Here is a 26,919-nt window from a genome sequence, read left to right as displayed (position 1 = left end):
ACGTTCGTCCGTTGGGAGAGAGGAAGGAGGCCCATGTAGAGCCTAAAAAAGGCGTCCCTACCACAACCCCCAAAAAAAACCCACCCCCCCCCCCCCCCCCCACCCCCCCCCCCCCCCCCCCGCCACAACGGCATCGTGATGCGTCAAGGGAACTCCCCCACTTGTCACAAGCTCCCCCCCAGGGAGCCCGAAAACGCTCGATCAGAATCGAACAAGACTGGTGGGACAGCTGATCAAACCTAAGGCTGTTGGTCAACCGAGAATGGTTGATTCCGGACAGTCGGCGGGGGCCGCGATGCGCAGGGCCTCCACCAGCTCCCGGTACAGCGTGTCCGTGGCGAGCAGTTCCCCGTGGCTCCCCCGGGCACGGACCCGGCCCGCCTCCATCACCACGATGGTGTCCGCGTCGATCACGGTCGACAGCCGGTGGGCGATCGTGACCACGGCACCGGTGGCCGCGCGGGCGCGGACGCAGCTCTGCACGGCTGCCTCGGTCAGCCCGTCCAGCTGGGCCGTCGCCTCGTCCAGAAGCAGTATGTCCGGCGTGCGCAACAGGGCCCGGGCCAGGGCGATGCGCTGCCGCTCGCCGCCCGACACGACCGCGCCGGACAGGGGCGTGTCCAGTCCGTCGTCCAGGGCGTCGACCTTCTCGGCCAGCCGTACCTCGTCCAGGACCCGGCGCAGTTCCGCGTCCGTCGCGTCCGGGCGGGACAGCAGCAGGTTCTCGCGGATCGTCCCGGGCACGACCGGGGTGTCCTGCTCGACGTACGCCAGGCGCGACCGGATCGCGTCGTGACTGTGCTCCCGGTAGGGACGGCCGTCCAGGAGCAGTTCGCCGCCGGTCGGCTCCAGGAAGCGCAGCACCAGGGAGAACAGGGTCGTCTTGCCCGCGCCCGAGGGTCCGACGATCGCGGTGTGCCCGTGCCGCGGGACGACCAGGTCGACACCGCGCACCGCCGGTTTCGCGTCGGGGCCGTAGGCCGCGGTGACGTCCCTCAGTTCCAGTACGGGGGTGTCCGGTACGGACGTCTTCTCCACGACGACGGCCTCCTGGACCGGACCCTCGCGCACCGCCCCCTCCTCCGAGTCCAGGTCGTCCGTCTCCCGGATCCGCTCCGCCGCCGCGATCCCGGACTGGAGCGTGGTGATGTTCTGGCTGAGTTCACTGATCGGGTCCATCAGCCCGAACGCGTAGAGCAGGAACGCGATGAGGCTGGAGACCTCGAGGTCCCCCTCGGCGACCCGCCAGGCACCCACGCCCAGGACCAGGATGATCGCCAGCTGGATGCCGGCCAGCGCGATCGTCCAGGCCAGGGCCTCGCGGCGGTTCGCGCGGACGCCGTGCTCGGCGGATATGCGCGCGTCGGCCACGATGCGCTCGGCCGTACGGTCCTCGGCCCGGCCGGCCTTCACCGTGCGGATCGCGCGCAGCGCGCCCTCCAGATTGCCGCCGAGCCGTCCGAGGTGGTCCTGGGCGCGCTGCTGCGCGGTCGCGATCCCGGGCATGAGGACGCCGAACAGGACGGCGACCACCGCCACCGCCACGGCGACCGTGCCCAGCAGCACCAGGTCGAGGACGCCCATGAGGACCAGGGTCCCGAGGAGCATGACCACCGCGTTGATCAGGCCGACCGGGGCGCCGGTGGCGGCCTGGTGCAGCAGGACCGTGTCGGAGGTGACGCGGGTGACGAGTTCGCCGGGCGGGCGCCGGGTGACGGCGGGGACGGTGGCCCGCAGGAAACGCCGCACCATCGACTCACGGGCCCGGAGCACCACACGCTCGCCCAGCGCGCCGAGCAGCGTCCACTGCCAGTACATGACGACACTGCCGACCACCAGCAGGACGAGCAGGGCCAGCAGCGGCCCCCGCAGTGAGTCGGAGCCGCCGAGGGCGTCGAGCACGCCCTTGGTGACCATCGGGGTGGCCAGCCCCATCCCGGACCCCACCAGGGCGAGGACGAGGGCCAGGGCCAGGGAGCGCCGGTGCGGCCGGGCGAACGACCAGAGGATCCGCAGCCGCGGAACGGACACTTTGGGAGACGTGCCATCCGGAACAGTCATGCCGCTGAGTGGAACATCGATGTTCCATAATGGTCAAGGAATTTTCATCATGGAGGACGCGCTACCGTATGCGCATGGTTGAGGAGCGCAGCGGGGCGGCCGGGAGCGGGACACGGGCACGCACGCGGCGCGCCATCATCGACGCCGCCATCGGCCTGCTGGCCGGTGACCCGACCGCTTCACTCGGCGATGTCGCCGCGGCGGCGGGTGTGGGGCGTACGACCGTCCACCGCTACTTCCCCGAGCGCTCCGACCTCCTCACTGCCATCGGCACGGACATCCTGGAGAAGGTCGAGGCGGCGACCGGGCGCGCCCGGCTCGACGACGGCCCGGCCGCCAAGGCCCTGGAGCGGCTCTGCCAGGAGTACTTCGAACTCGGCGACGGCCTCACGCTGATGTTCGAGACGCCGCAGCTGGCGACCTGGTCCGGCTGGGACGAGGAGACCACGGCCGACCAGCACTTCCTGAGCACGGTCCGGCGCGGGCACACGGACGGCAGCATCGACTCCGAGCTGGACGACGAGTGGGTCCGCAACCTGGTCTGGTCCCTGCTGTACTCGGCCTGGGCGCACACCCGCACCGCCGGCGCCTCGAAGCACTCCGCCATGACGCTGTGCCTGCACACCCTGCGGAAGGCCATCGCCCCGTAGATCCCGCCGCGTTGGGGATTTCCTCGTCGCGTCCGACTCATTGACGGCACACGACTCCCGGCCCTACCGTCTGGCCGAATTGCCGAACTTCGTTCGCAATCTCGAACGCGAACATGCTGCACTCCGTACCCCCCGACGGAAGGCCGAGCCGCCATGACCTCCCCCCGCAGACCCTCCCGCCGCCATGTCCTCGGCATGGCCGCGACCCTGCCGCTCGCTCTGACCACCGACCTGGCCCTGGGCGCCGGCGGGGCGGGCGCGGCGACGGGCCCGGCGTATGTGATGGCCTCGTTCACCGAGTCCCCGAACGGGCTCGGCACTGGCTACGGCCTGCATCTCGCCGTCAGCCTCGACGGCCTGGAGTGGACGCCGCTGAACCAGAACAGGCCGGTGGTCACGCCCACCCAGGGCGCCGGCGGCCTGCGCGACCCGTTCGTCCTGCGCAAGCAGGACGGCACGTTCGTCGTGCTGGCCACCGATCTGAAGGGCACCGACTGGAGCCGCAACAGCCAGTACATCCACGTCTGGGACTCCGCCGACCTGCGCTCCCTCACCGGCTACCGCCTGCTGAAGCTGCACGACATGACCACGCACAGCTGGGCACCGGAGGCCTTCTGGGACGCCTCGCGCGGGCAGTACGGGGTCGTCTACTCGTCGGTCAACGCGAGCGGCCACAACGTGCTGATGGTCAACTACACGACCGACTTCCGTACGGTGTCCGCGCCCCAGGTCTTCTTCGACCCGGGCTACGACGTGATCGACGGCAGCTTCGCCCTGGGCGTCGGCGGCACGAACTACATGTACTTCAAGGACAGTTCGAAGCAGACCCTGGTCGGCGCCCGGTCCGCGACCCTCGCCCCGGGCAGCTGGCAGGTCTTCAGCACGCCCGTGGCCCACGGCGGCACCGAGGCGCCGATCCTGGTGCGGTCGCAGTCGACCGGCACCTGGTACCTCTGGGGCGACACCTACACGCCCAACGGCGTCTTCTACGCCTGGCAGACCACCGACCTGGCCTCCGGCACCTGGACCCCGGTCGACCAGCGCCGCTACACCCAGCCGGTGAACTCCAAGCACGGCAGCGTCGCGCCGCTCACGGGCACGCAGTACGACAACCTCCTCGCGCACTGGGGAGCCCCGGCCTGGAACCGGCTGAAGTCGTACAACCACCCGGACCGCTACGTCCGCCACGCCGGGTTCGCGGGCCGGATCGACCCCTACCCCTTCGACCCGTACACCGACGCACAGTGGAAGCTCGTCCCCGGCCTCGCCGACGCGTCGGGGGTGTCCTTCCAGTCGGTCAACTACCCGCAGCGGTACCTGCGGCACTACAACTACGCACTGCGGCTCGACGTCAACGACGGCACCTCGGCGTTCGCCGGGGACGCCACGTTCCACAAGGTCGCGGGGCTCGCGGACGCCTCGTGGACGTCGTTCCGCTCGTACAACAACCCGACGCGCTACCTCCGCCACGCCGACTACGCCCTGCGCATCGACCCCGTCTCCACCGCCACGGACCGGGCGGACGCGACGTTCCGTATCGGCTACTGACCCGCGGTCGAGCGGGGAAGGCGGGAAGGCCGGGCCGGGCTCCCGAGCGGCACACGCGGGGACGCGTCGGCCCGGACCGGCCTTCCACTGCCCGCAATCTGCCACCCGGCACCGCCCGCCGCCTCCCGGGGAGGCCCGAACGAGGACGGCGGAGCGAGGACGGCGGCGAGGACGGTGGAGCGAGGCTGGTCGGGCGAGGACGGCGGAGCGCGCCTGGGATGATGCGTGCATGACGATCCTCGCCACCCTCGCGGTGCTGGCTCTCGCCGTCCTCCACGCCTACATCCTGGTGCTGGAGATGTTCCTGTGGACCACTCCACGCGCCCGCGCCGCCTTCGGCACCACCGCCGAGTTCGCGGCCGAGACGAAGGCCCTGGCCGCGAATCAGGGCCTCTACAACGGCTTCCTCGCGGCCGGCCTGCTGTGGGGCGCGGTGGCGTCCGACCCGGTGGGCTTCCAGGTCTCGGTGTTCTTCCTGGTGTGCGTGGCGGTCGCGGGGGTCTACGGCGCGGCCACCGCCAGCCGGAAGATCCTCTTCGTGCAGACCGTCCCGGCGCTGGTCGCCCTCGCTCTGGTACTGCTGGCGCACTGAGTGGCGGGGCCGGGCGTCACGCGCCCCGGCCTCACGCGCCCTGCGTGACGGCCCGCTCCATGAGCCGCTCCGCCTCCGCCCGGGCCGTCGCGGGCGGCACCACCAGCAGGTCGTAGCGGCCCCGGCCTGGCGCGAGCAGGCAGACGGTGTGGGGGGCGGTGGGCGAGTCGGTGTGACCGACGTGCACCGTCTGCCCGGCGATGACCATCTGCTCCGGGCAGTCCGGCCAGGTGTCGCCGTGGACCAGGACGCTGCTGATGCGCCCCCAGGCACGCGGCAGCACGCCCAGCAGCCCGGCCAGCTCCTCCGCCAGGTCGTCAGAGCGGGGCCACCACGCCCCGTCGATCCGGCGTGCCGTGCGGCCGAAGCGCGAGGGCTCGGCGAGCCGCAGCCGGACCTCCCGCGGTGCGGGGAGCGGCGGCGGGGACGAGGAGGCGGACGTCATCGGGGCTCCTGCTGGGAATGGGGGACGTGGCCAGGAGACCGTTCAGCCACCGGTGGTTGCGACATACCCCCGGTCTCTCCACCGTACGCCGCAGAGCGGTGCGGGAGCCGGGGACCACCCGCACCGCCCACCGGGTGCCGGTCAGAGGCCGTAGCGGTTCTTCAGATGGCGCCAGAAGTCACGCGCCATCCACTTGTCGAACTCGGTGATCTGCGCGGCGCTGCCCGCCTTCATCAGGAAGCAGCACTGGCCGGTCGGCGACCAGTCGTAGAAGTCGTCGAGGCCGAAGGTGTGGCCGACCTCGTGCAGGTAGATGTGGATGTTCTCCTGGTTGAGGGCGCCGGTGAAGTACTCCTGGCCCATGCGCTGGCCCCAGTCGCCGCCCGCGCCGCCGCCGAAGCCCTTGGTCAGCCACAGTGACTGGTCGTAGTGGCGGGCGGCACCGCCCGGACACTTCGAGTAGTTGCCGTCCTGGTGGAAGAAGCGGCCGCAGTCCGGGGCGCACTGCGGGGCGCCGCCGCCGTCGAGATTGCCGGTGTAGATGTCGACGGAGTTGTCGGTCCACTGGAGGGTGGAGCGGTTCTTGACGGCCCAGCCGACGATGTTGACCGGGACGTTGGTGTACGGCCAGGCGTTGTGCCCCTTGCCGTTCTCGGTCATGGCGGTCATCCACTTGCCGAACTGCTTCTTCAGCGCCGCGTGGATCCGGTCACGCAGGGCGGCGCTGACCGGGGCGTCGGACTCCCAGCGGACGCAGTAGTTGACGCTGCCCCGGTTGGCCATGACCTGGTCCCAGCCGTAGTTCCGGAAGCCGTACAGGTTCGGGTAGGTCGTCTCGACGTGCCGCCAGACCTCGTTCAGGGGCTGGACGAGGTTCGCGGGCGGGTTCCACTCGTCGGCGGCCTGCGCCTTGCCGTTCGCCATGCCGGGCGTGGCGAAGACCGCGGCTAACACGGCGAACACGGTGATCAGTCGCGCGAGATGTCTGCGCATGGTGATCTCCCTCGTGTGGGGGACGGGGTATCACCGTGAGGTCGTCGCCGGCGCGGCATAGGTTGCCCCGATTCCCGCCGTCGGACATTCCGGGCGCTTTATGGCAATCCGTCGGCGATAATCGGAGTATGAAAACGGCCACGTATGAACTGCTGGCGGCGTCGTCGGATCACGCGATCGCCGTGGCCATCGCCTTCGTCTGCGGGCTGATCGTGGCCTGCGCGCTGATCTGGGGCGTACGGGTCGGGATGCGGGTCATGGACAAGGACACCCACCACCCCGGCCTGGAGGAACAACCACACGTCCCGGACGGCGGGCCGGTCCACGAGATGCGCGAGAGGCGCGAGCCCGACGAGATGCCGATCACGACGAAGGACGGCGACCGGATCCTGCCCCACGACCTCCACCACGCGAGCACCAGGACGGGCAAGGACCAGAATCCGCGCCGCTGGTCGCCCGGATCCAGCGGATCCTTCGGCGGCGGCGGCCTCGGACGCACGTGACGCCGTAGGCCGGGCCCTGCGGGCCGACGGCTCCCCCCGGGAGGCTTTATGGCTGTCCGCCACCGGACGCGCTGGGCGACGGGCGGGGCGGCGGTGGCGCTCGCCCTGGCCGCCGCGCTCACCGGCTGCAGCGGCGACGGCAGTCCCGCCGACACCGCGAGCAAGGCGGAGTCGGCGGTCGGGTCGATCGCCTCGGGGGCCTCCGAGGCGATCGAGTCGGCCACGGCGGAGGCCCAGCGCCGGCTCGACGACATCCAGGACGGCATCGACGTCAAAGGCGACGTGAAGGCCGCCCCGCCCACCATCGGCTCCGACGGCCGGGCCCGGTCCGAGGTCACCGTCGACAACACCGACGACGCGGCCCGGTCCTTCGCCGTCCAGATCAACTTCACCGACGCCGGGAACCAGCTGATCGACACCGTCATCGTCACGGTGAACAACGTGCAGGCGGGCCACTCCGCCACAGCCACCGCCCGCGGCACACACGACGTCTCCGGCGACGTCCGGGCGGAGGTGGCCCGAGCCGTTCGCTACTGACCGGCACCGGACTCCCGCACCGCGACCGACCAGGCTCACGCACGGCCCCCACCAAGGCCAGGGCACACGCCCACATCCCGCCGCGGTCCGAGCAGAAGTAACCCAGACACCGCGCGCCACCAACCGGCACCGGACTCCCGCACCGCGATGTCGATCTGCTCGCTCATGGCGCTCACCCCGTTCAGGGTGGCGACCGCCTGGAGGCGATTGGCCCCGGCCGACAGGGCAGGCCCCGGGGTGCACGCCCAGGTGCCGTCGTGGGCGGCCGTCGTCGCGCAGGCCTCGCGGTCGTCCTTGTCACGGACGGTGACCTGGGCGCCCGGGTGCGCCTGGCCGGCGATCTCCGGCCGGGCGTGCAGCGGTACGCCGGACAGCGGACGGGTCAGCGTCGGCCCGGCCAGGCCCACGGTGACGGCACACCGGCCGGCTGCCCGCCGCACGCCGCGCGCGTCGGTGATCCGCAGTTCACAGCCCCGCAGCCGGGTGCCGGGCACGGCGCCCGCGGGCACCGCCAGCACGAACGGGAACGTACGGCCCCGCCAGGACGGTCCGGTCGCGGCGCCGGTGACCCTGTACGTCCCGCTGCGGCCGTCGGCGGCGACCGAGCCGCGGTAGCCGGACGCGTCGAGCGGGGTGTCCGTCACCCGGGCCCCACGGGGCGCGGTCAGCGTCAGCGTGGCCCCCGCGCCCGGCGCCGACCCCGGGTACCCGGCGACCTCGACGATGCCCTCCCGCCCGGGCGCGATGACCGCCGCACCCCACAGCCCGCCCCCCTCGGCGACCGCGGGCGCCCCCGGAACCGCGAACACCCCCACGACCACAACCCCCGCCACGGCTGCTGTCCTGCTGTACCTGTTCATCGGGCGGGACTCCCTGTGCGGACGTCGACGGCACTCCGCCACCCATCCTCCCGGCCACCCCAGCAGCCAACCCGCGCTGATCCGCCGCCCGGGTGGCCCACGCCCCGAAAGGGGCGCGGGGAACTGCGCGACCAGCCACGACGCCGCCGCACACAAAAGACGACCCACCCGCACCACCCGCGGAGCGCTCAGCGCCCCAGCCACACCGTCGTGTCCGGCCCGAGCCGCCCGTCCTCCAGCGGCGCGCTGCTCAGCAGCACCTCACCGGCCGGCAGCGGCACGGCCGTACCGGACAGGTTCGTCACGCACCGCCACCCCTCATCGCGGTCGAACCCGAGCACCCCGTCCGGGGCGTCCGAGGCCCACGTCAGCTCCTCTCCGGCGAGGAGTTTGCGGCGCAGCCTGAGGGCCGTGCGGTACAGCTCCAGGGTGGAACCCTCGGCCCCGTCCTGGGCCGAGACGGCGTACGCGGCGAAGCCGGACGGCTGCGGCAGCCAGGCACCGCCGGCCCCGAAGCCGTACGACGGTCCGGCCGCCGTCCACGGCAGCGGCACCCGGCAGCCGTCACGCCCCTTGCGGACATGGCCCGTCTGCTCCCAGATCGGGTCCTGGAGCACCTCGGTGGGCAGGTCGGCGACCTCGGGCAGGCCGAGTTCCTCGCCCTGGTAGAGGTACGCCGAGCCGGGCAGCGCCAGCATCAGCAGGGTGGCCGCCCGGGCCCGGCGCAGACCGGCCGCCGGGTCGACGGCCGGGGCATGGCCGCCGGAGAGGAGCCAGGCGTTGAGGTCGGTGCCGGGCGGCAGCATCAGCCGGGAGGCGTGGCGTACGACGTCGTGGTTGGACAGCACCCAGGTGGCCGAGGCGCCGGCGGCCCGGGCGGTGGCGAGCGAGTCGGTGATGACCTGCCTCAGCTCGCCGGCGTCCCAGCCGGCCTCCAGATACTCGAAGTTGAAGGCCTGCCCCAGCTCGTCCGGACGGGCGTAGAGCGCACGCCGGGCACCCGGCACCCAGGCCTCGGCGACGGCCATGCGCGGCGGACGGTAGGCGTCGAGGATCTTGCGCCAGTCGCGGTAGATCTCGTGCACGTCGTCACGGTCGTAGAGGGGGTGTGTGCCCGGCGGCAGACCGGCGAGCGCCTCCTCACCGCCCGACGCGTGCGTGCCGAGGTCGCGCAGCGGTTCGCTCAGGTCCTTGACCAGGGCGTGGGCGACGTCGATGCGGAAGCCGTCGACCCCGCGGTCGGACCAGAAGCGCAGGGTGGTGCGGTAGTCGGCGCGGACCTCCTGGTTCTCCCAGTTGAGGTCGGGCTGCTCGGGGGCGAACAGGTGCAGGTACCACTGCCCGTCGGCGACGCGCTTCCAGGCGCTGCCGCCGAAGACGGACTGCCAGTCGGTGGGCGGGAGTTCGCCGTGCTCGCCGCGGCCGTCGCGGAAGACGTACCGGTCGCGGGCCGCCGAGCCGGGGTCGGCGGTGAGGGCCTCCTGGAACCAGACGTGCTGGTGCGAGGAGTGGTTGGGCACGATGTCGACGATGACCTTCAGACCGAGGCGGTGGGCCTCGGCGGCCAGGGCGTCGAAGTCGTCGAGGGTGCCCAGGCGCGGGTCGACGTCCCTGGGGTCGGCGACGTCGTAGCCGCCGTCGGCGAGCTCGGACGGGTAGAAGGGGCTCATCCACAGGGCGTCCACGCCCAGGGCGGCGAGGTGGGTGAGGCGGCGGGTGATGCCGCGCAGATCTCCGAGTCCGTCGCCGTCGGCGTCGGCGAAGCTGCGGGGATAGACCTGGTAGACGACGGCCTGCCGCCACCAGTCGGGATCCCGGGACGACAGGTCGAGAGTGGAGCGATCGGTCACGCGGTCTCCTTCGCGGGGCAAACGGGCGACAGCATTGAATCTGTCCAGAATGCCGGAAAAAGGAAACATCGGGGAGGTCGGAGTGATCCATTCCTGCTGTGATGAAAGTGTGATGGAGGAGTAACTCCCTTTGCATACCCGCAGGTTGACAGCGTGCTGCGGCGCCGCCACGATGAGGTCACACTGTGGCGCATGTGACCAATGAGCCCAGTGTTTCTCACACCACTCACCCCGGTACGGCCGGCCGCCTCGCGCTGCCCTGCTGCCGTCACCCGGGTTCCGGCACACGCCAAGAAATGGGATCGCATGTCCATAGCGAGACGTGTCACCGCGCGACGCCTGCTGGGGACGGGCGCCGCGGCCCTCGCCCTCTGCGCCGCCTCCGCCACCACCGCCTTCGCGCAGGGTACGCCGGGTGGCGACGGCTGGTCGTCCGGCGGCAGCTACAAGCCCGGGACGGGCGCGGGGACGGAGACCGGCACCGACCGCTGCCAGTTCTCACTCGACGGCACGAACTTCCACGACTCGGTGAAGGTCGACGACCAGAACCTGAAGCCGACCGAGGACGGCAAGGTCCACATCAAGGTCCGCACCGCCGGTGACGCGGCGACCTGCACGGCCTCCCTCGCCTCCTACCTCGCCCACGGCGCGACCTTCGGGACCTCGGGCGAGCAGGTGTTCGTCGACTTCGACACGGTGACGGTCAAGCCGGGCGGCACCGACTCGCTCGACATCGCCATCCCGGACAAGGGCTGCTTCGGGCAGATCGACCTCTACCGGGGTGCGGTGAAGTTCGACGGCAAGCTGGACGCGAAGGACGGCTTCGAGCACGGCGAGCTGCCCAAGGGCCCGGACCGCCCGGTCATCAAGGACAAGCTGATCGCGGCCTGGAACGGCGGCACGGAAGACTGCACGAAGACGCCTCCGCCTGCGGAGACGCCGCCCCCGTCCAGCCCGCCCGCCAGCCCCTCGGAGCCGCCGGCCGAGCAGACGACGCCGCCGGCCCCGTCGGAGCCGTCCGAGCCCTCGTCCCCGCCGGCGACGGACACGGACACGCCCACCCCGTCCGAGTCCGAGTCCTCGACGCCCCCGGCCCCCAAGCCGAACGGCGGTGGCGGCGACCTCGCCGAGACCGGCGCCAACAGCAGCACCGGCCCGATCGCCTTCGGCGCGGCGGCCCTGCTGGCGGGCGGCGCGGCCATGATGATCGTCACCCGCCGCCGCACGGCCAAGCGAAACGCCTCGGGCGCCTGAGCGAGGCGGCTCCAGTGAAGCCCTGCCCCGCCACCACGGCAGGGCAGGGCAGGGCCACCGACTCTGAGCCAGGCCCCCCTGCCCCCCGCCCTGCCGTCACCCCTCCAAGCCTGCGGCAGGGCGGGGTTCGTCGTCGTCAGACGACCTCGGCCATCTCGCTCTGCAGACTGGTCGCCTTGCGCAGCAGACTCCGCATGACGACCATCAGCATCGCGAAGGCCGCCCCCACGGCGACTCCCGCCGTCGCGGCGACCAGGGCGCTCTCGGCGTCCACGCCGTCGCCGGGAGAGGGGATCTCGGCGACGGTCAGATGCCCGGCGACCCCGAGCACCAGGTCGGCCGCCGCCGTCGGTACGACCACGAACTGCCCGAAGAGCCCGACCAGGACGGCGAAGGCGATACCGGCTCGGAGTGCGGCGATGCGGAAGCCATTCGCCTACCGATTCTCGATCGATATCGATCGAAAGTCAATCGATTCGTCTGCTGCTTCCCGCGCTACAGAGTCTCCAGGTACAGGTTGACGTACCGCTCCACGTCCACGTCCAACGCCACGTCCACCAAAGGCTGTTCGCGCGTGCCCTCGTGGATCTCGGACTCGCCGGGGCGCGGGCGGCGGTCGACGATCGTCTGGCCGCGGGCCGGGCCGGGGGCGAGGACGACCTCGACCGGCAGGGCCTCGGTGGTGATGCCCTTCGGGTCGACGACCGCGCAGATCGCGCCCGCGTCGCCGAGACCACCCATCGGCGTGGGGTCGCCGGAGGTCGCCGGGTCGCGGTGGGCGAGCAGCTCACCGGCCAGCCGCAGGCTCGGTTCCGCGCTCGTCCGCAGCCGCTGCACCTCCCCGGCGGGCACCAGGACCCGCTTGAACACGTCCAGGCCGTACATCGTGATCGGCACCCCCGCCGTGAGCAGCACCGCGGCGGCCTCCGGGTCGTGCCACACGTTGAACTCCGCGACCGGCGTGGCGTTCCCGGTCGCCACCGCGCCGCCCATGAACACGATCCGCTCGATGTTGCGGGTCACCTCGGGGTGCGTCCGCAGCAGCAGCGCGATGTTCGTCAGGGGCGCGGTGGGAATGAGCGTGACCGGCCTCGGCGAGGCGAGGATCTCGCGGCGCAGCAGCGTCACCGCGTCCACGTCGACCGGCACCCGGGTCGGCGCGGGCAGCCCCAGATCCCCCATGCCGTCCTCCCCGTGCACATGCCGCGCCGTCCGCACGGGCTCGATCAGCGGCCGCTCGGCGCCCCGGGCCACGGGGATGTCACCGGCACCGGCCACCTCCAGCACGGTCAGCGTGTTGCGGACGACCCCGTCCACGTCCGTGTTCCCGGCCACGCAGGTGATCGCGCGCACGTCGAGCGCGGGGTGCCGTACGGCGAACAGCAGGGCGAGGGCGTCGTCGACGCCGGTGTCACAGTCGATGATCACCGGGATGGGCTGACCGTCCGTCACGGCGAGGGCTCCTTCCACTGGTCCCGGGCTGGGCTCCGTACGAGCGACCTTACGCGCCCCTCGAACGGGCGAACCGACGCCGGGGCACACACGGGAAGGACGTAGGAAGACCACCGGGAGTACGACAGCAGAGACGGCAGAGACGACAGGAGAGACGCCATGCCGGCACCAGGTCCCGCGCAGCAGCCCACCACCGAGCTCGACCCCCGCTACAGCTCCGCCCTCAACCCCCGCCCGGGCGCCTCGGGCGTCACCGCCACCGAGTGGGACGAGGCGCAGCGGCGGCTGGCGGCCGCCGAGATCTTCTGGGTGTCCACGGTCCGTCCCGACGGCAGGCTGCACGTCACGCCCGTCATCGCCGCCTGGCACGACGGGGTGCTGTACTTCTCCACCGGCCGGCAGGAGCAGAAGGCGAAGAACCTCGCGCGGGACGCCCACTGCGCGCTGACCACCGGGGCCGACTCCCTCACCGAGGGCTTCGACCTCGTGGTCGAGGGCAGAGCGCGGCCGGTCACCGACCCGGCGCTGCTGGAGGAGGTCATCGCGGCGTACGAGGAGCAGTACGGGCCGCACATCACCTCCCCCGAGGGCACCTTCCACGGCATCGGCGACGCGTTCCGCCGGGGCGACGACGTCGTGTACGCGGTGGCCCCGGACACGGCGTACGGCTTCGGGCGGGACAACGGGGTCTACTCCCATACGCGTTGGTCGTTCTGAGCCCGCCCTACGATCCGTCCGGCTCGTCCCACAGGTCGGTGCCCCGGGACGCCACCCGCTCGGCGATCCGCCGCAGCAGTTCGGCGGTGGGGAGGGCGGAGGGCTGGTGGCCGTCCCGCAGACGCGGGGACGCGAGGTCCGCCGCCGCCTCCCGTTGTCCGATCACCGCCTGGTACGGGACCAGCCGGGCGGCTCGGACGCGGGCGCCGAGGGTGCCCTGTTCGGGGCCCGACACCTCGGCGCGCAGGCCGAGTTCACGGGCCCGGCGGGCCAGGGCGTGGGCGGCGTCCGCCTGGTCCTCCGCGACCGGCAGGACGACCAGCTGCACCGGCGCCAGCCACGCCGGGAACGCGCCGCCGTGGGTCTCCAGGAGATGTGCCACCGCGCGTTCCACACTGCCGATGATGCTGCGGTGCACCATGACCGGGCGGTGCTTCGCCCCGTCCGCGCCGATGTAGTGCAGGTCGAAGCGTTCGGGCTGGTGGAAGTCGATCTGGACGGTGGACAGGGTGGTCTCGCGGCCGGCCGGGTCGGTGATCTGCACGTCGATCTTGGGGCCGTAGAAGGCCGCCTCGCCCTCGGCGGCCTCGTAGGGGATGCCGGAGCCGTCCAGGACCTCCCTGAGCAGGGCGGTGGCCCGCCGCCACAGGTCCGGGTCGGCCACGTACTTGCCGCCCTCTCCGGGCAGCGAGAGACGGTGGCGGGACGCGCGGATGCCCAGGTCGGCGTAGGCGCGGCCGATCAGCTCCAGCGCGGCTCGCGCCTCCTCGACGGCCTGTTCCAGGGTGCAGAAGATGTGCGCGTCGTTGAGAGTGATGGCCCGTACCCGGGTCAGCCCGCCGAGGACACCGGACAGCTCCGAGCGGTACATGCCTCCCAACTCGGCCATGCGGAGCGGGAGTTCGCGGTAACTGTGGGAGCGGGAACGGTAGATGAGGGCATGGTGGGGGCAGAGGCTGGGGCGCAGCAGGACCTGTTCCGCGCCCAGGTCCATCGGCGGGAACATGTCGTCGCCGTAGTGGTCCCAGTGCCCGGAGATCTCGTACAGCTCGCGTTTGCCGAGGGCGGGCGAGTACACGTGCCGGTAGCCGGCCCGCCGTTCCGCCTCGCGGATGTACTCCTCCAGGGTGTGCCGCACGATCGCCCCGTCGGGCAGCCAGTACGGCAGCCCGGCACCCATCAGCGGGTCGGTGTCGAAGAGGTTCAGTTCCCGGCCGAGCCGGCGGTGGTCGTGCATGGTGGTCTCCCTCGGGATCTTCGGGATCCGGGGCGAGCACCGCGCGACGAAGCCCCGGGGCACTCGCCCCGGGGCTTCGGACATCTGGGTCAGCTGTCAGCGCGCCGGGACACTCTCCGGCGTCGTCGTGAGAGACGGGAACGGCTGGGCGCGCTGCATGGGCGTGACAGTAACAGGGCGTCGGCGCCCGGGCGACGGACTTTCCGCCCCGGCATCCGGTCACCCTGTCCTCACCCGGCCTGCCCTCACCCGAACAGCCCGTCGCACTGGTGTGCCGCCCGTCGCGGTGGTGCCGTATGAGCACAGACGCGATCACAGATGCGATCTCAGAGCCGATCTCAGACCCGATCTCAGACCCGATCTCGGAGAGCCCGCCCGCCAGAAGGCGCCTCCATGACGAGCCCCGTGCAGGAGGCGCCCCCGATGACCCACCCTCCGGCCACCGCCCGTGTCCTCCTCGCCTCCGCGCTGTCCGTGACCGGACTGCTGACCATGGCAGCCTGTTCCGTCGAGGAGCCACGGCCCCGGTGGTTCTCCGCCTCCGCCCCCGCCTCGGCCGCCTCGCCCGCCGTCGAGCAGCCCGCCGGCTCCGGGGCCGCCCTCACCCAGGCCCAGGCCCAGGCCGCGCTGATCACCGAGGCCGACCTGGGCGAGCCGTGGGGGCCGACGCGAGGTGCCAGGACCTGGCGGGACGGGCTGCTCAAGGCGACCACGGAGAAGCCGGACTGCCAACGGCTGCTCGACGCCCTCTACGCCGAGGACCTCTTCGGCCCCCCGAAGGGCCCGCACGCGGTGTCCGCGCTCGACGACGCCGACACCGACGCCCAGTTGCGCTACCAGGTCGCCGCCCACCCCCCGGCGGACGTCGACCGCGCCCTCACCTGGATGAAGTCGCTGCCGGGCGAGTGCGGCCAGTTCATGGCCGCGACCACGCGCGGCGGCATCCAGACCGTCGAGGTCAGCAGGATGCCGCTGCCTCCGGTGGGGAACGCCCGCCAGGCCCTGCGGGTGACGCTGGCCGGCGAGACGGAGGAGGGGGAGCTGACGTACCTCACCATGGACCTCGCCGCCGCGCGCGTCGGTGAGGAGGCCATCACCGTCACCAACGCCGGTCTCGACGAGGTGCACGCGGAGGTCACGCAGCAGACCGTGCGGCTCGGGGTGCAGCGGCTGACCGATCTCAGGAAGCAGGGCCGGGCGCAGATCTGACCGCTCCCCTGGTCCTGTCGGTCCCGTCGGTCATCCCGTCGGTCCCGTCAGTCATCCCGTCGGTCCCGTCAGTCCCGTTCGAAGCGCGTGCGGTGGGCGAGCACGTCGTGTGCCACGTCGAGGGCCGTGCGCCCGCGAGCGAAGGCGTCCGCCCGCAGCCGCGCGAGCGCGTCGTCGGCGCCGACGCCGAGCTGGGCCATGATCATGCCGACGGCCTGATAGACCTCGTCGTGGTCCGCGGCCAGCCCGCTCAGCCAGGCCTCCCCGTCCCGCGCCTCGGGCTCGTCCGCGCGCGCCAGCGCCATGAGGGCCACCGTCATGACACCGGCCACGAGCCGGGCCACGTGCAGCTGGCGTGCGGTGAGCCCGCCCGGGCTGTCGCGGTACAGGTCGAGGGTGCCCACGTAGACCGTGTCGCTGCCCAGCGGAACCGCGTACACCGCGCGCACCCCGGCCGCCGTCGCCTCCTGGGCGAAGACCGGCCAGCGTCCGGCGTCACGGCCCGTCGCCAGGTCGCAGGCGAGCACGGGCGCGCCGTCCTCCAGCGCGCTCTGGCAGGGCCCGTCGCCCAGCGTCGCCTGGATCTGCGCCAGGTGCGCGGCCCGCGCGTTGCTGGCGCTGAGCTGCACGGGCATGCCGTCGCTGCGCAGCGACACGCTCGCGCCGACCACCGGCAGCAGCTCGACCGCGACCTCGCACAGCCGCGCCGGAACCTCACCGGGCTCGGCACCCCGCACGCCCTCGGCGATCACGTCGGCGGCCCGTGTCCCGTCCAGGTCCAGGTCACCACCGGGGTCACCGCCGCGGTCACCACCGGGGTCGTCCCTGGGCCGCACGCCAACCGCCTCCTTCGATCACCCCGGACGCCTGGCGACCGACACCCTCGCGCTCCGAAGACCTCCCGGAATCGTGCCCCGACTACCCGTCACAGATGGGGCGAAACGCCCCGCTCAGCGCTTCTCGTACGGGCTGTCCGGCTGCGGCACCCGCCGTACGGAGGTGACGTCGAGGACCGGCGGCCAGGCGGCGGCCGAGCCCACCCCGGGGGTGCCAGGTGCCGGTGACCGTGACCCAGGTGTCGACGGGCGGGGCGTCGGCGCCGCGCACCTCGGCCTTGCCGGTCGTGGCGTCGGCGGCGCGGCAGGAGACGAGGAGGCGGGTGACGTACCAGGTGCCGTCGTCGTCGCGGGTGACGAAGCCGGTGAGCCGGACCGTACGTCCCTTCAGCGAGCGGCTGCTGTCGTAGACCGCCCGGGAGCCGAACTCTGCGAGGGTGAGGTCGAGGGGGTTCCCGGACGGCAGCGCCGGGAAGCCGCCGCGGACTGCTCGGCGAGTGCCAGAAGCAGCCCGCGCTTGGATCCGAACCGCTGCATGAGCGTGCCGGGTACCAATCCCACCTCACGAGCCACGATAGCCAGGGTCAGCCCCACAGGACCCACCCGGCCGATGGGGCAGCCTTGCGAATCTGACCAGGTCAGTGGCCATCCGATCCTCACCGATCAGGGGGAGGCAGCTGCTCGAACGTCACCGTTGGACTCCTCGAAGTAGGCGGCGCTCTCTGCGTCCGCCGGGTAGTACGACTCGATCGCGACCTCGTCCAGCGTGATGTCCATCGGAGTGCCGAACGTGGTGATGGTCGAGAACAGCCGCAGCTCTCGTCCGTTGAAGCGAAGGATCATCGGGATCAGGACATCGGATTCGACCGATCGGCTCGATGCGTCCTCGGAGTTGGGCTCCAGCAGTTCCTCGTAGAGCGCGGTGAGCTCAGCGTCGGGAGCAACGGCGAGCTGACGCCTGATTCGGGAGCGGAACACCACACGCACGTCGGCCAGATTGACGACCAGAGGGGCGAACCCACGCGGGTCCAGCCCCAGCCGCACCAGGTTGATCGGCGGCTGTAGCAGGTCGGGGTCGACGTCCGCGAAGAACGGCTCGATCGCGCGATTGGTCATCACGATGTTCCACCGGCGATCGAAGGCCACCGCCGGGTACGGCTCATGCGCACGGAGCACCCTCTCGACCGCGTCCCGGGCCGCCGACAGCGCACCGTCATCGAGTGGCCGCTCGGCGTACCGGGGTGCGAAGCCGGCAGCGAGCAACAGCCGGTTGCGATCACGCAACGGCACATCGAGCTGGTCCGCGAGCCGGAGGACCATGTCGGCGCTCGGGTTGGACTTGCCCGTCTCGACCAGGCTGACGTGACGAGCCGAGACGTCGGCCGCGATCGCAAGATCGAGTTGGCTGAGTCGTCGGCGATGCCGCCACTGCCGCAAGAGCTCCCCAACCGTATGCATGGTCATCGAGAGTACTCATCGTGGAGCCGCACGCCATGAAATCCGACTTCATCGACAACCGTTGCGACCGCGGAAACACTGCGTCCATGACCACAGACAACAAGAGCGTCGTTCAACGGGCACTGGCGGAACTGATCGAGACGGGCAGCGTCGACGCGCTCGAACCGTTGCTGAGCGATGACTTCGTCCACCACAGGCCGGACTCGACTTCCTCGACCAAAGCGGAATGGCTCGCCGCCGTACAGGCGGCACTCACCCCGCTCGCCGATATGCGGGTCGAGGTCCACCACCTGCTGGCCGACGGTGATCACGTCGTGATGCACTCGCGGCGACAGCTCCCCGATGCCGGGCCGGAGATCGCGGTCGTCGATATCTGGCGGATCGACGAGGGGCTGATCGCCGAGGCTTGGGAGATCATCGAGCCGGTGGCCCAGGCGGCCGCCAATCTGGTGTGGTGGGAGCCCGCTGGGCGCTGACCAGTCGTATCGCTTCCGCTCTCGAACGACGAGCGGGTGAGGGTGCAATTCTCCCTAAGGGGTCCCTGCACTATGAGCGCCCGGGTCGCGCGGCCTGGCACCGCACCTCGCCGCGTTGCCGAAAAGCCCAGGCAGCTCCTCCCCCATCCAGGGCTCTCGGCGCCTTGCGATGCACGGCATCAGACCACGCGGCCTGATCGGGCGCGACCGAGCCCATGGGCGGGGGACGGCGGGCGCGGTGCGGGATCGGGACCGCCGCGACGTAGCGTTGCCGGACAGCCCACTCGTAGAACTGGTTGACCAGCGACACCTCCTGGTTCCAGGTTCCGCCCTCGACATGCGGCCCTGCCTCATCCCGACGGCGCCACTGGTGGAACGCCAGATGATCCGCCTCCGTGGCAGCCCGCCACGACTTCCCGCCGCGCGCGGTGTGCAGGAACGTGAAGAACCGGGCCAGTGCTCGGGCCCGGTTGGCGTTGCTGTTCCACGGCGCGGCCAGATTCGCCTGAAAGAAGCGGACCCCGGGTGGACCCGCCGAGGGTCGTCCGCCGTCGCAGGGGTCCTCGTTCGGGGCCCCGGGGTGTTACCTACCAGTTCTGACGGGTGGGGGAGACGACGAGGTCGTTGACGGTGACGTCGGCGGGCTGGTCAAGCGCGTAGACGACGGCATCGGCGATGGACTCGGGGCTGATGGCGATGGCGTTGAGCTCCTGGGCGGCCTTGCGTCCGGCGGGGTCGGTGACCTTGTCGGCCCAGCCGGTGTCGATGACGCCGGGGCTGATCGTGGACGCCTTGATGCCCTCGCGGACGCCTAGTTCCTTGCGCATGGACTCGGTCATGGCCTGCACGAAGAACTTCGTCGCGCTGTAGACACCGGCGCCGTCGCCGACCTGGTGCCCGGCCACCGAGTCCATGTTGAGGATGTGACCGGACTTCTGGCGGAGCATCACGGGCAGGACGGCGTGGACACCGTTGAGGTAGCCGCGGATGTTCACGTCGAGCATCCGGTTCCAGTCGTCGAGCGCGATGTCCTTCCAGTACGAGAAGAGCATCAGGCCGGCGTTGTTGACGAGGACGTCGATACGCCCGTAGGTGGCGATGGCGAAGTCGGCCAGCGCCTGCATGTCTGCGGCGTCGGTGACGTCGGTGAGCCGGGCGGCCGCGATGCCGTCGGCCTTCTCGATGTCGGCGACCAACTGGTCGAGGTCTTCCTGGCCGCGGGCGGCGGCGACGATCTTGGCGCCGCGGGCGGCGAGGACCTTGGCGCTGACGGCGCCGATGCCGGAAGAGGCGCCGGTGATGACGACGACCTTGTCCTGCAGGTGGTTCATGGGGATCTCCAAGCGCGGTGCTTCAGCGCGCCTTCCCTGGTTGGGGGCAGCACGGCGGAGGCTGTACGGGTGGGCAGGTCAGCGCTTGCGGCGCTTGACGACGTAGGCGTACTGGTCCGGCCAGGTCGGCTCGGTGTCGAGCGCGAGCGCGGCGTGCTGGGCCCAGTAAGGGTTGCGGAGCAGTTCGCGGCCGAGGAAGACGGCGTCGGCCTGCCCGCTGGTGATGATGTCCTCGGCCTGCTGCGGCTCGGTGATGATGCCGACGGCGGCAGTAGGGATACCAGCCTGGTTGCGGGCCTGGTCAGCGAAGGGAACCTGGTAATTCGGTCCGGCGACGATCTTGGCGTCGCGGACCATGCCGCCGGTGGATACGTCGAGCAGGTCGACGCCGCGGGCTTGCAGTTCCTTCGCGAGGCGCACGGTGTCGTCCCCGGTCCAGCCCTTGCGGGTGTCCTCGGGGTTCTCGGTCAGCCAGTCGGTGGCCGAGGTGCGGAAGAACACCGGCAGGTCCTCGGGCCACACGGCGCGGACGGCGTCGACGACTTCCAGGGCGAAGCGGATGCGGTTCTCGAAGCTGCCGCCGTAGGCGTCGGTGCGCTGATTGGAGGCAGGGGAGAGGAAGGAGTTGATCAGGTAGCCGTGGGCGCCGTGGATCTCGGCGACCTGGAAGCCGGCGGCCAGAGCGCGCCGGGCGGAGTCGACGAAGTCGCGTACGAGCTGCTGAATCTCCTCCACGGTCAGCTCGTGCGGGACGGCGAGTCCGTCGTACGCGACCGGGCTGGGGGCGACGGGCTGCCACCCGCCTTCGGACTCGCTCAGGTAGCGGTCGGACAGCCACGGCTTGTCGACGGACGCTTTGCGGCCGGCGTGGGCGAGCTGGATGGCCGGGACGGCGCCGTGGGCCTTGATGGCCGCGGTGATGCGGGTGAACGCTTCCTGCTGGCGGTCGTTCCACAGGCCCAGGTCCCAGGGGCTGATGCGCCCGTCGGGGCGTACGCCGGTAGCTTCGGCCATGACCAGACCGGCACCGCCGGCGGCGCGGGAGGCCAGGTGGGTGAGGTGGAAGTCGGTCGGCACACCGGTGTCCGGGCCTTCGGGGGCGGCGGAGTACATGCACATCGGGGACATCCAGACCCGGTTGGGTATCTGAAGCGAACGCAGGGTGAGGGGGGTGAACAGGGCGCTCATGCGGGTGGTGCTTCTTTCGTGATCGGTGGTCGATGACAGCGCGGGGGTCGGCGCCGTCCGATGTCAGGCGATGATCGTGTGGAGGCCCGCGACGGCCGGGGCGTAGGCCGCTTCGAGGACCGTGGCGGCTTCCTGGGCGGTGGTGCCCTCGGCCGGATCGAAGGCTGCGTGCCAGCTGAGGAAGGCACCGCCGGTGTCGGTGACGGGCTGGACGTGCAGCGTCGAGCGGTAACCGCGGACCGGCAGCGGTGCCTCGACAATCTCGTACGTCAGCTTCCGGGCGTCGTCGTCCAGCGCCACGAGCCGTTCCCGGTAGGTGCTGCCATCCGCCCCGGTGAGGAGGCGGACCGCACCGGGGGTGAGCCCGTCGCCACCCCCGATGATCTCGCTCGCCGAGATGGCCGGATGCCAGTCGGGCAGGCCGTTGAACCGCCGGACGACGGCCCATATCTGGTCTGCGGAGCTGGTGAAAACTGAGCTCCAGTACGCCTGTGCCATCAGGCGGGCAGACGGGTGTCGAGGACGAAGTTGGTCTCGATGAGCTGACCGGGGAAGAACAGCGAAGCCACTCCGATGGTGCTGCTGGTGGGGCGGTGGTCGCCGAAGTAGGACAGGTTGGCGGCCGCCATCGCGTTGTTGTACTTCGGCAGGTCCACGATGTACTGGGTCTCGGAGACGACCTGGTTGCGGGTGACGCCGTAGTGGGCGAGGACCTTCTCGAAGTTGGCGAAGACCTGGGCAGTCTGGGCCTCGAAGTCGCCCGGGTACAGGAAGTTGCCCTCGTCGTCGTGGGAGAGCTGGCCCGAGACGTAGATCGTGTGGTCGACCTTGATGGCCTGGGCGAAGCCGAACTCGCGCTCGCCGGAGACGCCGTGGCTGTAGGAATCGATCGCAGTCATAGTGGTTGTCCTTCTCTGGTGGTAGATGCAGGGGTGAGTGGGGGCGCCGGGCTCAGGTGGCCAGGCGGGCGACCGCGTCCGCAACGGCGGTGTCGCCAGAGGTCAGCTCGACGATGACGCGGCTCAGGCGCGGCTCGTGCAGGGCGGCGTCGATGAACGCGGCGACATCGTCGCGGTGCACGTCGCCGTACTCGACAGCGGGCCCGGCGGTGACCCGGCCGCTGCCGGGGGTGTCCAGCAGGGTTCCGGGACGGACGATCAGCCAGTCGAGATCCGCGCGCGTCAGGTACACGTCGGCACTCTTCTTGACCTTGATGTAATGCTCGAAGCCCTCACCGGCCTCGCCGCCGCGCAGCGCGTCGGGGAACACCGAGACCAGGACGAACCGCGACACCCCGGCGAGCACGGCCGCGTCGGCGGCCTTCTGAAGACCCTTGCCGTCGATCAGCGTCGTCTTGTCCATGCCGGTGCCGTGCGCGCCGGCCGAGAAGACCACCGCCTCATGGCCCCGCATCTTCTGCGCGAGGTCGTCAACCGTATCGGTGATGAGATCACCGATCACCGGTGTCCCGCCGGCTTCTCGCACGCTCTCGCCCTGAGCGGGCCCGCGATGCATGCCGGTCACCGAGTCCCCGCGAGCGGCGAGGAGTTGCGTGAGGCGGCGGCCGACTCCACCGGCCGCGCCGATCTGGAACACCTTCATGAGTTCATCCCGTCTTTCGAGTGGTGAGTAGAGGGGGTGCCGTGTCCGCCCGTCAGGCGGCGAACACCTGGGAGTCGTCGGCGAACGCCTTGAACTCCAGGGCGTTGCCGGCCGGGTCGAGGAGGAACATCGTGTGCTGTTCGCCCTGCTGGCCCTCGAAGCGGACGTAGGGCTCGATGACGAACTCGGTGCCCGCCGCACGCAGCCGGTCGGCGAGGACTTGGAACTCGGGGATCGAAAGGATCACCCCGAAGTGCGGCACCGGGACGTCGTGACCGTCGACCGGGTTGTGTACGCGATGCGCGCGCTCCGGTGCGAGATGCGTGACGAACTGGTGGCCGTGCAGATTCCAGTCCACCCAGGTGTCGGCACTGCGGCCCTGCTCCAGCCCCAGCACATCGCCGTAGAAGCGACGCGCAGCGGACAGGTCATCGACCGGCACGGCCAGGTGGAACCGGGGGATCGGGGAGTCGAGGACAGTCACGGTCCTGCCTTTCCGAGAGTGGGTCCAACGCTTCGTTGTCCTAATGTTAACAATGAGACAACTCGTTGATGTTAACATTAGGACGTAGCCTGAGGAGGTGCAAACCGGACATGAGTGATCACGGCAAGGTGTCCCCGGCCCGCCGCCGTGGCCTGTCGGACGAGGTCGCAGACCGGATCCGGGAGGCCATCTTCAGCGGGGTCTACGCCCCCGGCGCCCAGCTCCGAGAGGTGGAACTGTCCGCCACGATGGACGTCAGCCGCGGCCCGGTACGGGAAGCACTGCGCGTCCTGGAGCGCGAGGGGCTGGTGCACTGCGCGTGGCACCGCGGGACGACAGTGACGACGGTGTCTGCTGAGGATGTCGCGGAGCTCGACAGCCTGCGTGGCGCCCTGGAAGACCTGGCTGTCCGCCAAGTGATCACGCGCGCCTCGGACGAGGACCTCGCGTCCCTTGCCAAGGCAGCCGAGGTCATGAAGCACGCAACGGACGCCCACGAGATGGTCCGACTGGACATCGCCTTCCACGACGCCGTCTTCGCCGCCGCCGGCCACCAGCGCCTCGCCGACGCCTGGGACGGCATCCGGTGCCAGGTCCACTTGTTCCTGCTGACCCGGATCAACCTCAGCACCGACGGGTACCTCGGCTGCATCCCGCGCGAACACCACGGACTCGTGACCGCGCTGCGCTCCCGCGACACCGAAACCGCGCTCGCTCTCTTCGCCGCACACCGTCGCCACGCCGTCGACGTGGTGGCCGGGCACACCGACCCGAACTGAGTGCCTCGGGCCGGCCGCCCGCAGTCAGTCGGCCTCCGTCAGGCGCTCCTGATCCTCCTCGGTGCCCGCACGGAACCCGAAAGCCGTACGGATCTCGGTACGGTGCCGGGTGATCGCCCGGCCCTGCCAGGCGTACGCCGCCCACTCCTCGGCCGGTACCTTCGGTAACGGCAGCTTCACGAGTACAGGGCCGAGGAGGCTGTGAGGGGGCGCTCTCCTCACTGAGGAGGCTGTGCGGGCGCGGGTCCGAGGGTGGTCGTACCGGGGGCCGTACGGTGTCCGAGCCCGGTCCGGTACGCGTCCAGGGCCGCCTCGACCCGGCCCGTCCGCCGCAGCAGATCCCCCAGCAGCCGGCACAGGTCGGCCAGGTCCCCGGCCGCACCGGCCCGCTCCAGCAGGCTCAGGGCACGGACGTAGTGCTCCTCGGCGTCCTCGGTGCGGCGGGAGTCCTCGGCGATGATGCCGAGCAGCCGGTGCGCGGCGGCGGAGTGGACGGCGCCGCGCTCGGAGGAGAGGTCGTCGATCACCCCGTGCAGCAGCGCGGCGGCCTCCTCGGACTTGCCGCGCCGATGGAGCACATCGGCCAGCTCGACGGCGACCTGGCTGCTGTAGAGGGCGGCGCGCTTGGCCGACAGCATGCCGAGGGCCTCCCTCAACTCGCCTTCCGCACGCTCCAGTTGCCCGTCCTGGGCATACACATAGCCGCGCATCCAGTGGCAGTTGGCGAGTTCGGTGCGGATCTGCAGGCCGCGGTACAGCTCGGCGGCCTTGGCCAGCGAGGCATCGGCCTCGGCGAGGCGGCCCTCGGCGACCAGGGTGCGGGCGACGGACCGGTGCATCCGGGCGACCAGGGCCGGATCGCCGGACTGCGGGGCGAGCGCCAGGGCGAACTCGGCGGCCTGGGCGGCCCGCGCGTGCGCGCCCATGTCCATGTACGGCCCGATGACGCTGGCGTAGAGCAGCAGCAGGGCGTCGGGGTCGTGCAGGCCGCCGCGGTTCAGTTCGTCGAGGGCGGACTCCAGCAGGTAGACGGCGTACCGGAGCTCCCCGGCGAGGTAGTGCGCGACGGCCCGGCCGCGCAGGGCCGGAACCCGGGCGGGCAGCGGCGCCCCGGCCAGACAGGCCTCGGCCCGCTCGAAGTACTGCCGCCCGGCCACCAGCTCGCCCGTCTCCACCGCGCACTCACCGAGCCCGAGCAGCGCGGCAGCCTGCTCCCCCGGCAGTCCGTGGGCCTCGGCCTCGACGAGCAGCTCGGCGTACTGCTCCGCCGCCGGTTCGGCCTCGCCGACGGCGAAGGTCCGCTGGGCCTCGGTCAGCCGCAGCCGCAGCTCGGTCACGAGCCGCGCCGAACGCCCGGTGGCCAGCTCGTCGAAGGCGACGCCGAGCCGCTCGGCGAGATGCCGCAGAGCGTCGTCGGAGGGCCGCACCCGGCCCGACTCCAGGGTGGAGACATAGGCCGGTGTGTACACAGGTTCCGCCAATTGCCGCTGCGTCAGCCCGCGTTCGACACGCAACCGCTGCACCCGGCGCCCGATCGTCCCTGGATCGTCACGCTCCCCCATGCCAACTCCCCCTGCCCCTCTTGCCGTTCGCCGCGAACAGCCCCTAGGTTAAACGGAGTGTTAAGCCGAATTGTCGTACCCGCTTAATACGCTGCCGCCGTAGCCACCGCCACCGCCCCAGTTGCGAGGTCGCCGTGCTCGAACGCACACGCACCGCCGAGCGCTACACCAGAGGTCTCACCGCGGCCGTCGTCGCCGTCGCGACACTGCTGCTCGCGGCGAACGCGGGGCCGGCGAGAGCCGAGGAGCCACAACACGGCCCGCGGACCGTCGCCCACGCCAGGTGACGGCTTGCGTCTGAACAGGCGGGGCGGCAGCTAGTGCCGTGACCACGAACGTTCACGGTGTCGGCGGACCTGCCGTCGACGTGCCGGTGTGGCGGTGGGAGTTCAGCTGACCTCGTTGCGGACGGCGGTGTCGAGGTCGGTGGCGGTCAGGCCGAAGGTCTCGGCGGTCTCCGTCGCGTCCATGTGGAACGGCGCGTACCACTGGTAGTCCATCTCGGCCATCTCGCGGGCGATCGGCACGATCAGCCCGGCCGTACGCGTCACGGAGCGCGGTATCTGGATCAGTTTGACCGGTGGTCGGCCTGCCGCGACGGCGTAGCGCCGCGCCAGCTCGCGAATGGTGACGGCCGGCGCGGACGGCACGTGCCAGGGCCGGCCCCACGCGCGTTCTTCCGAGGCCAGCGTGATGAGGGCCTGTGCCATGTCGCCGTTGAAGGTGAAGGTGTGCGGCATGTCCAGGTGGCCGGTGATCCAGGCCGCTTTCCCCTTCTGCAGGGCCGACTTGATGAGCAGGGAGTAGATGCCGTTGGCGTCCTTGCCGATGTAGTCGGAGCCGCGGACCTCGACGGTGCGGATCCCCCCGGCGAGGGCCTGTTCCCACATGCGTCTGCGCAGGCGGCCCTTGTGCCCGGTGGCGGCCATGGGGGTGTGTTCGTTCATCCGGCCACCGGGCTGCGGACCGTAGGCGTAGAGGCTGCCGGTCAGCGCGAGGACGGCGTCGTTCGCCTTGGCGGCGGTGATGGCCGCCGTCTGCAGGGGCGGCAACAGGCTCTCCCACACCGTGTATGAGGGTGGATTGGCGCAGTGGTAGATCACTTCCGCACCGCGGGACAGCTCGGTCATGCGGGACGGGTCGGACGCGTCCGCGGCGACCCGGTCGACCAGCGGGTGCTCGGGGCCGGAGCCGCTGCGGGTGACGATCCGGACGCTCTCGCCGCGCTCGGCGAGCAGACGAGCGACGTTGGTACCGATGGAACCGGCACCGATGATGACGTGCTTGGCCATGAC

33 protein-coding genes are annotated in these 26,919 nt (G+C 71.2%); 11 read left to right on the top strand and 22 right to left on the bottom strand.

Annotation, left to right across the window (positions count from 1 at the left end):
* Positions 1–252 precede the first annotated feature (252 nt).
* Positions 253–2,061, bottom strand: a complete 1,809-nt coding sequence (locus ACZ58V_RS24710) for an ABC transporter ATP-binding protein (RefSeq protein ID WP_471292293.1) — start codon at positions 2,059–2,061, stop codon at positions 253–255.
* Positions 2,062–2,135: 74 nt separating this feature from the next.
* On the opposite strand from ACZ58V_RS24710, the gene ACZ58V_RS24705 reads away from it, so the two are divergent.
* From ACZ58V_RS24705 to ACZ58V_RS24695, 3 genes are all read left to right on the top strand, one after another.
* Entirely contained in the window at positions 2,136–2,711 is a 576-nt protein-coding gene (locus ACZ58V_RS24705; RefSeq protein ID WP_471292290.1) for a TetR/AcrR family transcriptional regulator, read from the top strand.
* A 153-nt stretch (positions 2,712–2,864) separates the two neighbouring features.
* Positions 2,865–4,259 carry a glycoside hydrolase family 43 protein gene (locus tag ACZ58V_RS24700; protein WP_471292288.1) on the top strand — a complete coding sequence of 465 codons (1,395 nt, stop codon included), beginning with the start codon at positions 2,865–2,867 and terminating at the stop codon, positions 4,257–4,259.
* 229 nt (positions 4,260–4,488) lie between these two features.
* Positions 4,489–4,851, top strand: coding sequence for a DUF1304 domain-containing protein (locus ACZ58V_RS24695; RefSeq protein WP_468198810.1), 363 nt, complete (start codon positions 4,489–4,491; stop codon positions 4,849–4,851).
* A 31-nt stretch (positions 4,852–4,882) separates the two neighbouring features.
* Here ACZ58V_RS24695 and ACZ58V_RS24690 read toward each other — a convergent pair whose 3' ends face one another.
* Together ACZ58V_RS24690 and ACZ58V_RS24685 are read right to left on the bottom strand one after the other, a co-directional pair.
* On the bottom strand, positions 4,883–5,296 hold the full coding sequence (locus tag ACZ58V_RS24690; protein ID WP_471292284.1) for a DUF5994 family protein: 414 nt from the start codon (positions 5,294–5,296) through the stop codon (positions 4,883–4,885).
* A 141-nt stretch (positions 5,297–5,437) separates the two neighbouring features.
* A complete protein-coding gene (locus tag ACZ58V_RS24685; RefSeq protein ID WP_471292281.1) occupies positions 5,438–6,289 on the bottom strand; it encodes a hypothetical protein in 852 nt (283 codons plus the stop codon).
* Positions 6,290–6,417: 128 nt separating this feature from the next.
* Between ACZ58V_RS24685 and ACZ58V_RS24680 the strand changes: the two genes are divergently transcribed.
* On the top strand, positions 6,418–6,792 hold the full coding sequence (locus ACZ58V_RS24680) for a DUF6479 family protein (protein WP_468198804.1): 375 nt from the start codon (positions 6,418–6,420) through the stop codon (positions 6,790–6,792).
* Positions 6,793–6,840: 48 nt separating this feature from the next.
* Positions 6,841–7,329 (top strand): hypothetical protein, encoded by a 489-nt coding sequence (locus ACZ58V_RS24675; RefSeq protein ID WP_468198802.1) that lies wholly within the window; start codon positions 6,841–6,843, stop codon positions 7,327–7,329.
* 35 nt (positions 7,330–7,364) lie between these two features.
* On the opposite strand, the gene ACZ58V_RS24670 is transcribed toward ACZ58V_RS24675, so the two are convergent.
* Both ACZ58V_RS24670 and ACZ58V_RS24665 read right to left on the bottom strand, forming a co-directional pair.
* A complete protein-coding gene (locus tag ACZ58V_RS24670) occupies positions 7,365–8,189 on the bottom strand; it encodes an Ig-like domain-containing protein (protein ID WP_471292279.1) in 825 nt (274 codons plus the stop codon).
* 188 nt (positions 8,190–8,377) lie between these two features.
* Positions 8,378–10,039: a glycoside hydrolase family 13 protein gene (locus tag ACZ58V_RS24665; protein WP_471292276.1), complete on the bottom strand. Its 1,662-nt coding sequence runs from the start codon at positions 10,037–10,039 to the stop codon at positions 8,378–8,380.
* A 306-nt stretch (positions 10,040–10,345) separates the two neighbouring features.
* On the opposite strand from ACZ58V_RS24665, the gene ACZ58V_RS24660 reads away from it, so the two are divergent.
* Positions 10,346–11,293 (top strand): LAETG motif-containing sortase-dependent surface protein, encoded by a 948-nt coding sequence (locus ACZ58V_RS24660; RefSeq protein ID WP_468198794.1) that lies wholly within the window; start codon positions 10,346–10,348, stop codon positions 11,291–11,293.
* Between the two features lie 136 nt (positions 11,294–11,429).
* Here ACZ58V_RS24660 and ACZ58V_RS24655 read toward each other — a convergent pair whose 3' ends face one another.
* Together ACZ58V_RS24655 and ACZ58V_RS24650 are read right to left on the bottom strand one after the other, a co-directional pair.
* Positions 11,430–11,654: a hypothetical protein gene (locus tag ACZ58V_RS24655; protein ID WP_471292275.1), complete on the bottom strand. Its 225-nt coding sequence runs from the start codon at positions 11,652–11,654 to the stop codon at positions 11,430–11,432.
* Between the two features lie 134 nt (positions 11,655–11,788).
* Positions 11,789–12,745 carry a nucleoside hydrolase gene (locus ACZ58V_RS24650; protein ID WP_468198789.1) on the bottom strand — a complete coding sequence of 319 codons (957 nt, stop codon included), beginning with the start codon at positions 12,743–12,745 and terminating at the stop codon, positions 11,789–11,791.
* Positions 12,746–12,904: 159 nt separating this feature from the next.
* On the opposite strand from ACZ58V_RS24650, the gene ACZ58V_RS24645 reads away from it, so the two are divergent.
* Positions 12,905–13,462 carry a pyridoxamine 5'-phosphate oxidase family protein gene (locus ACZ58V_RS24645; protein WP_471292272.1) on the top strand — a complete coding sequence of 186 codons (558 nt, stop codon included), beginning with the start codon at positions 12,905–12,907 and terminating at the stop codon, positions 13,460–13,462.
* A gap of 7 nt (positions 13,463–13,469) precedes the next feature.
* On the opposite strand, the gene thrS is transcribed toward ACZ58V_RS24645, so the two are convergent.
* On the bottom strand, positions 13,470–14,699 hold the full coding sequence (thrS, locus tag ACZ58V_RS24640; RefSeq protein WP_468198785.1) for a threonine--tRNA ligase: 1,230 nt from the start codon (positions 14,697–14,699) through the stop codon (positions 13,470–13,472).
* A 423-nt stretch (positions 14,700–15,122) separates the two neighbouring features.
* On the opposite strand from thrS, the gene ACZ58V_RS24635 reads away from it, so the two are divergent.
* A complete protein-coding gene (locus ACZ58V_RS24635; RefSeq protein WP_468198828.1) occupies positions 15,123–15,908 on the top strand; it encodes a hypothetical protein in 786 nt (261 codons plus the stop codon).
* A 68-nt stretch (positions 15,909–15,976) separates the two neighbouring features.
* Here ACZ58V_RS24635 and ACZ58V_RS24630 read toward each other — a convergent pair whose 3' ends face one another.
* From ACZ58V_RS24630 to ACZ58V_RS24615, 4 genes are all read right to left on the bottom strand, one after another.
* Positions 15,977–16,744: a GAF and ANTAR domain-containing protein gene (locus ACZ58V_RS24630; RefSeq protein ID WP_468198782.1), complete on the bottom strand. Its 768-nt coding sequence runs from the start codon at positions 16,742–16,744 to the stop codon at positions 15,977–15,979.
* Between the two features lie 82 nt (positions 16,745–16,826).
* The gene (locus ACZ58V_RS24625; protein WP_471292694.1) at positions 16,827–17,135 is read right to left on the bottom strand and encodes a hypothetical protein; all 309 of its coding nucleotides are present in this window, start codon (positions 17,133–17,135) and stop codon (positions 16,827–16,829) included.
* Positions 17,132–17,305, bottom strand: a complete 174-nt coding sequence (locus ACZ58V_RS24620) for a hypothetical protein (protein WP_468198825.1) — start codon at positions 17,303–17,305, stop codon at positions 17,132–17,134. Before ACZ58V_RS24620 ends, ACZ58V_RS24625 begins: the two co-directional genes overlap by 4 nt.
* Before the next feature lie 102 nt (positions 17,306–17,407).
* Entirely contained in the window at positions 17,408–18,208 is an 801-nt protein-coding gene (locus ACZ58V_RS24615; RefSeq protein ID WP_468198779.1) for a helix-turn-helix domain-containing protein, read from the bottom strand.
* A gap of 14 nt (positions 18,209–18,222) precedes the next feature.
* On the opposite strand from ACZ58V_RS24615, the gene ACZ58V_RS24610 reads away from it, so the two are divergent.
* On the top strand, positions 18,223–18,678 hold the full coding sequence (locus tag ACZ58V_RS24610; RefSeq protein ID WP_471292267.1) for a nuclear transport factor 2 family protein: 456 nt from the start codon (positions 18,223–18,225) through the stop codon (positions 18,676–18,678).
* A 70-nt stretch (positions 18,679–18,748) separates the two neighbouring features.
* On the opposite strand, the gene ACZ58V_RS24605 is transcribed toward ACZ58V_RS24610, so the two are convergent.
* The 7 genes from ACZ58V_RS24605 to ACZ58V_RS24575 all read right to left on the bottom strand — a co-directional run bounded on the left by ACZ58V_RS24605 (position 18,749) and on the right by ACZ58V_RS24575 (position 23,283).
* Positions 18,749–19,135: a site-specific integrase gene (locus tag ACZ58V_RS24605; protein WP_468198824.1), complete on the bottom strand. Its 387-nt coding sequence runs from the start codon at positions 19,133–19,135 to the stop codon at positions 18,749–18,751.
* 130 nt (positions 19,136–19,265) lie between these two features.
* Positions 19,266–20,009 carry an SDR family oxidoreductase gene (locus ACZ58V_RS24600; protein ID WP_471292265.1) on the bottom strand — a complete coding sequence of 248 codons (744 nt, stop codon included), beginning with the start codon at positions 20,007–20,009 and terminating at the stop codon, positions 19,266–19,268.
* A 78-nt stretch (positions 20,010–20,087) separates the two neighbouring features.
* Positions 20,088–21,197: an NADH:flavin oxidoreductase/NADH oxidase gene (locus ACZ58V_RS24595; RefSeq protein WP_468198772.1), complete on the bottom strand. Its 1,110-nt coding sequence runs from the start codon at positions 21,195–21,197 to the stop codon at positions 20,088–20,090.
* Between the two features lie 63 nt (positions 21,198–21,260).
* Positions 21,261–21,695 carry an SRPBCC family protein gene (locus tag ACZ58V_RS24590; protein ID WP_471292262.1) on the bottom strand — a complete coding sequence of 145 codons (435 nt, stop codon included), beginning with the start codon at positions 21,693–21,695 and terminating at the stop codon, positions 21,261–21,263.
* Positions 21,695–22,096 carry a RidA family protein gene (locus ACZ58V_RS24585; RefSeq protein ID WP_468198768.1) on the bottom strand — a complete coding sequence of 134 codons (402 nt, stop codon included), beginning with the start codon at positions 22,094–22,096 and terminating at the stop codon, positions 21,695–21,697. The genes ACZ58V_RS24590 and ACZ58V_RS24585 overlap by 1 nt, the downstream gene beginning before the upstream one ends.
* 52 nt (positions 22,097–22,148) lie before the next feature.
* The gene (locus ACZ58V_RS24580) at positions 22,149–22,799 is read right to left on the bottom strand and encodes an NAD(P)H-binding protein (protein WP_468198766.1); all 651 of its coding nucleotides are present in this window, start codon (positions 22,797–22,799) and stop codon (positions 22,149–22,151) included.
* A gap of 52 nt (positions 22,800–22,851) precedes the next feature.
* Complete coding sequence (locus tag ACZ58V_RS24575) at positions 22,852–23,283, bottom strand: VOC family protein (protein WP_471292259.1); 432 nt, start codon at positions 23,281–23,283, stop codon at positions 22,852–22,854.
* A gap of 110 nt (positions 23,284–23,393) precedes the next feature.
* On the opposite strand from ACZ58V_RS24575, the gene ACZ58V_RS24570 reads away from it, so the two are divergent.
* Entirely contained in the window at positions 23,394–24,062 is a 669-nt protein-coding gene (locus ACZ58V_RS24570) for a GntR family transcriptional regulator (RefSeq protein WP_471292256.1), read from the top strand.
* Between the two features lie 24 nt (positions 24,063–24,086).
* On the opposite strand, the gene ACZ58V_RS24565 is transcribed toward ACZ58V_RS24570, so the two are convergent.
* Positions 24,087–24,242, bottom strand: a complete 156-nt coding sequence (locus ACZ58V_RS24565; RefSeq protein ID WP_471292254.1) for a hypothetical protein — start codon at positions 24,240–24,242, stop codon at positions 24,087–24,089.
* Positions 24,243–24,280: 38 nt separating this feature from the next.
* Positions 24,281–25,624, bottom strand: coding sequence for a helix-turn-helix domain-containing protein (locus tag ACZ58V_RS24560; protein ID WP_471292252.1), 1,344 nt, complete (start codon positions 25,622–25,624; stop codon positions 24,281–24,283).
* 134 nt (positions 25,625–25,758) lie between these two features.
* Here ACZ58V_RS24560 and ACZ58V_RS24555 point away from each other — a divergent pair, with 134 nt between their 5' ends.
* Complete coding sequence (locus ACZ58V_RS24555; RefSeq protein WP_468198755.1) at positions 25,759–25,911, top strand: hypothetical protein; 153 nt, start codon at positions 25,759–25,761, stop codon at positions 25,909–25,911.
* A gap of 102 nt (positions 25,912–26,013) precedes the next feature.
* Here ACZ58V_RS24555 and ACZ58V_RS24550 read toward each other — a convergent pair whose 3' ends face one another.
* A complete protein-coding gene (locus ACZ58V_RS24550; protein ID WP_471292249.1) occupies positions 26,014–26,916 on the bottom strand; it encodes an SDR family oxidoreductase in 903 nt (300 codons plus the stop codon).
* Positions 26,917–26,919: the final 3 nt, after the last annotated feature.

This window comes from Streptomyces sp. NPDC040589, assembly GCF_055594445.1.
The sequence above is the reverse complement of the archived record's forward strand: the minus strand, read 5'-3'. Positions and strand labels throughout refer to the sequence as shown.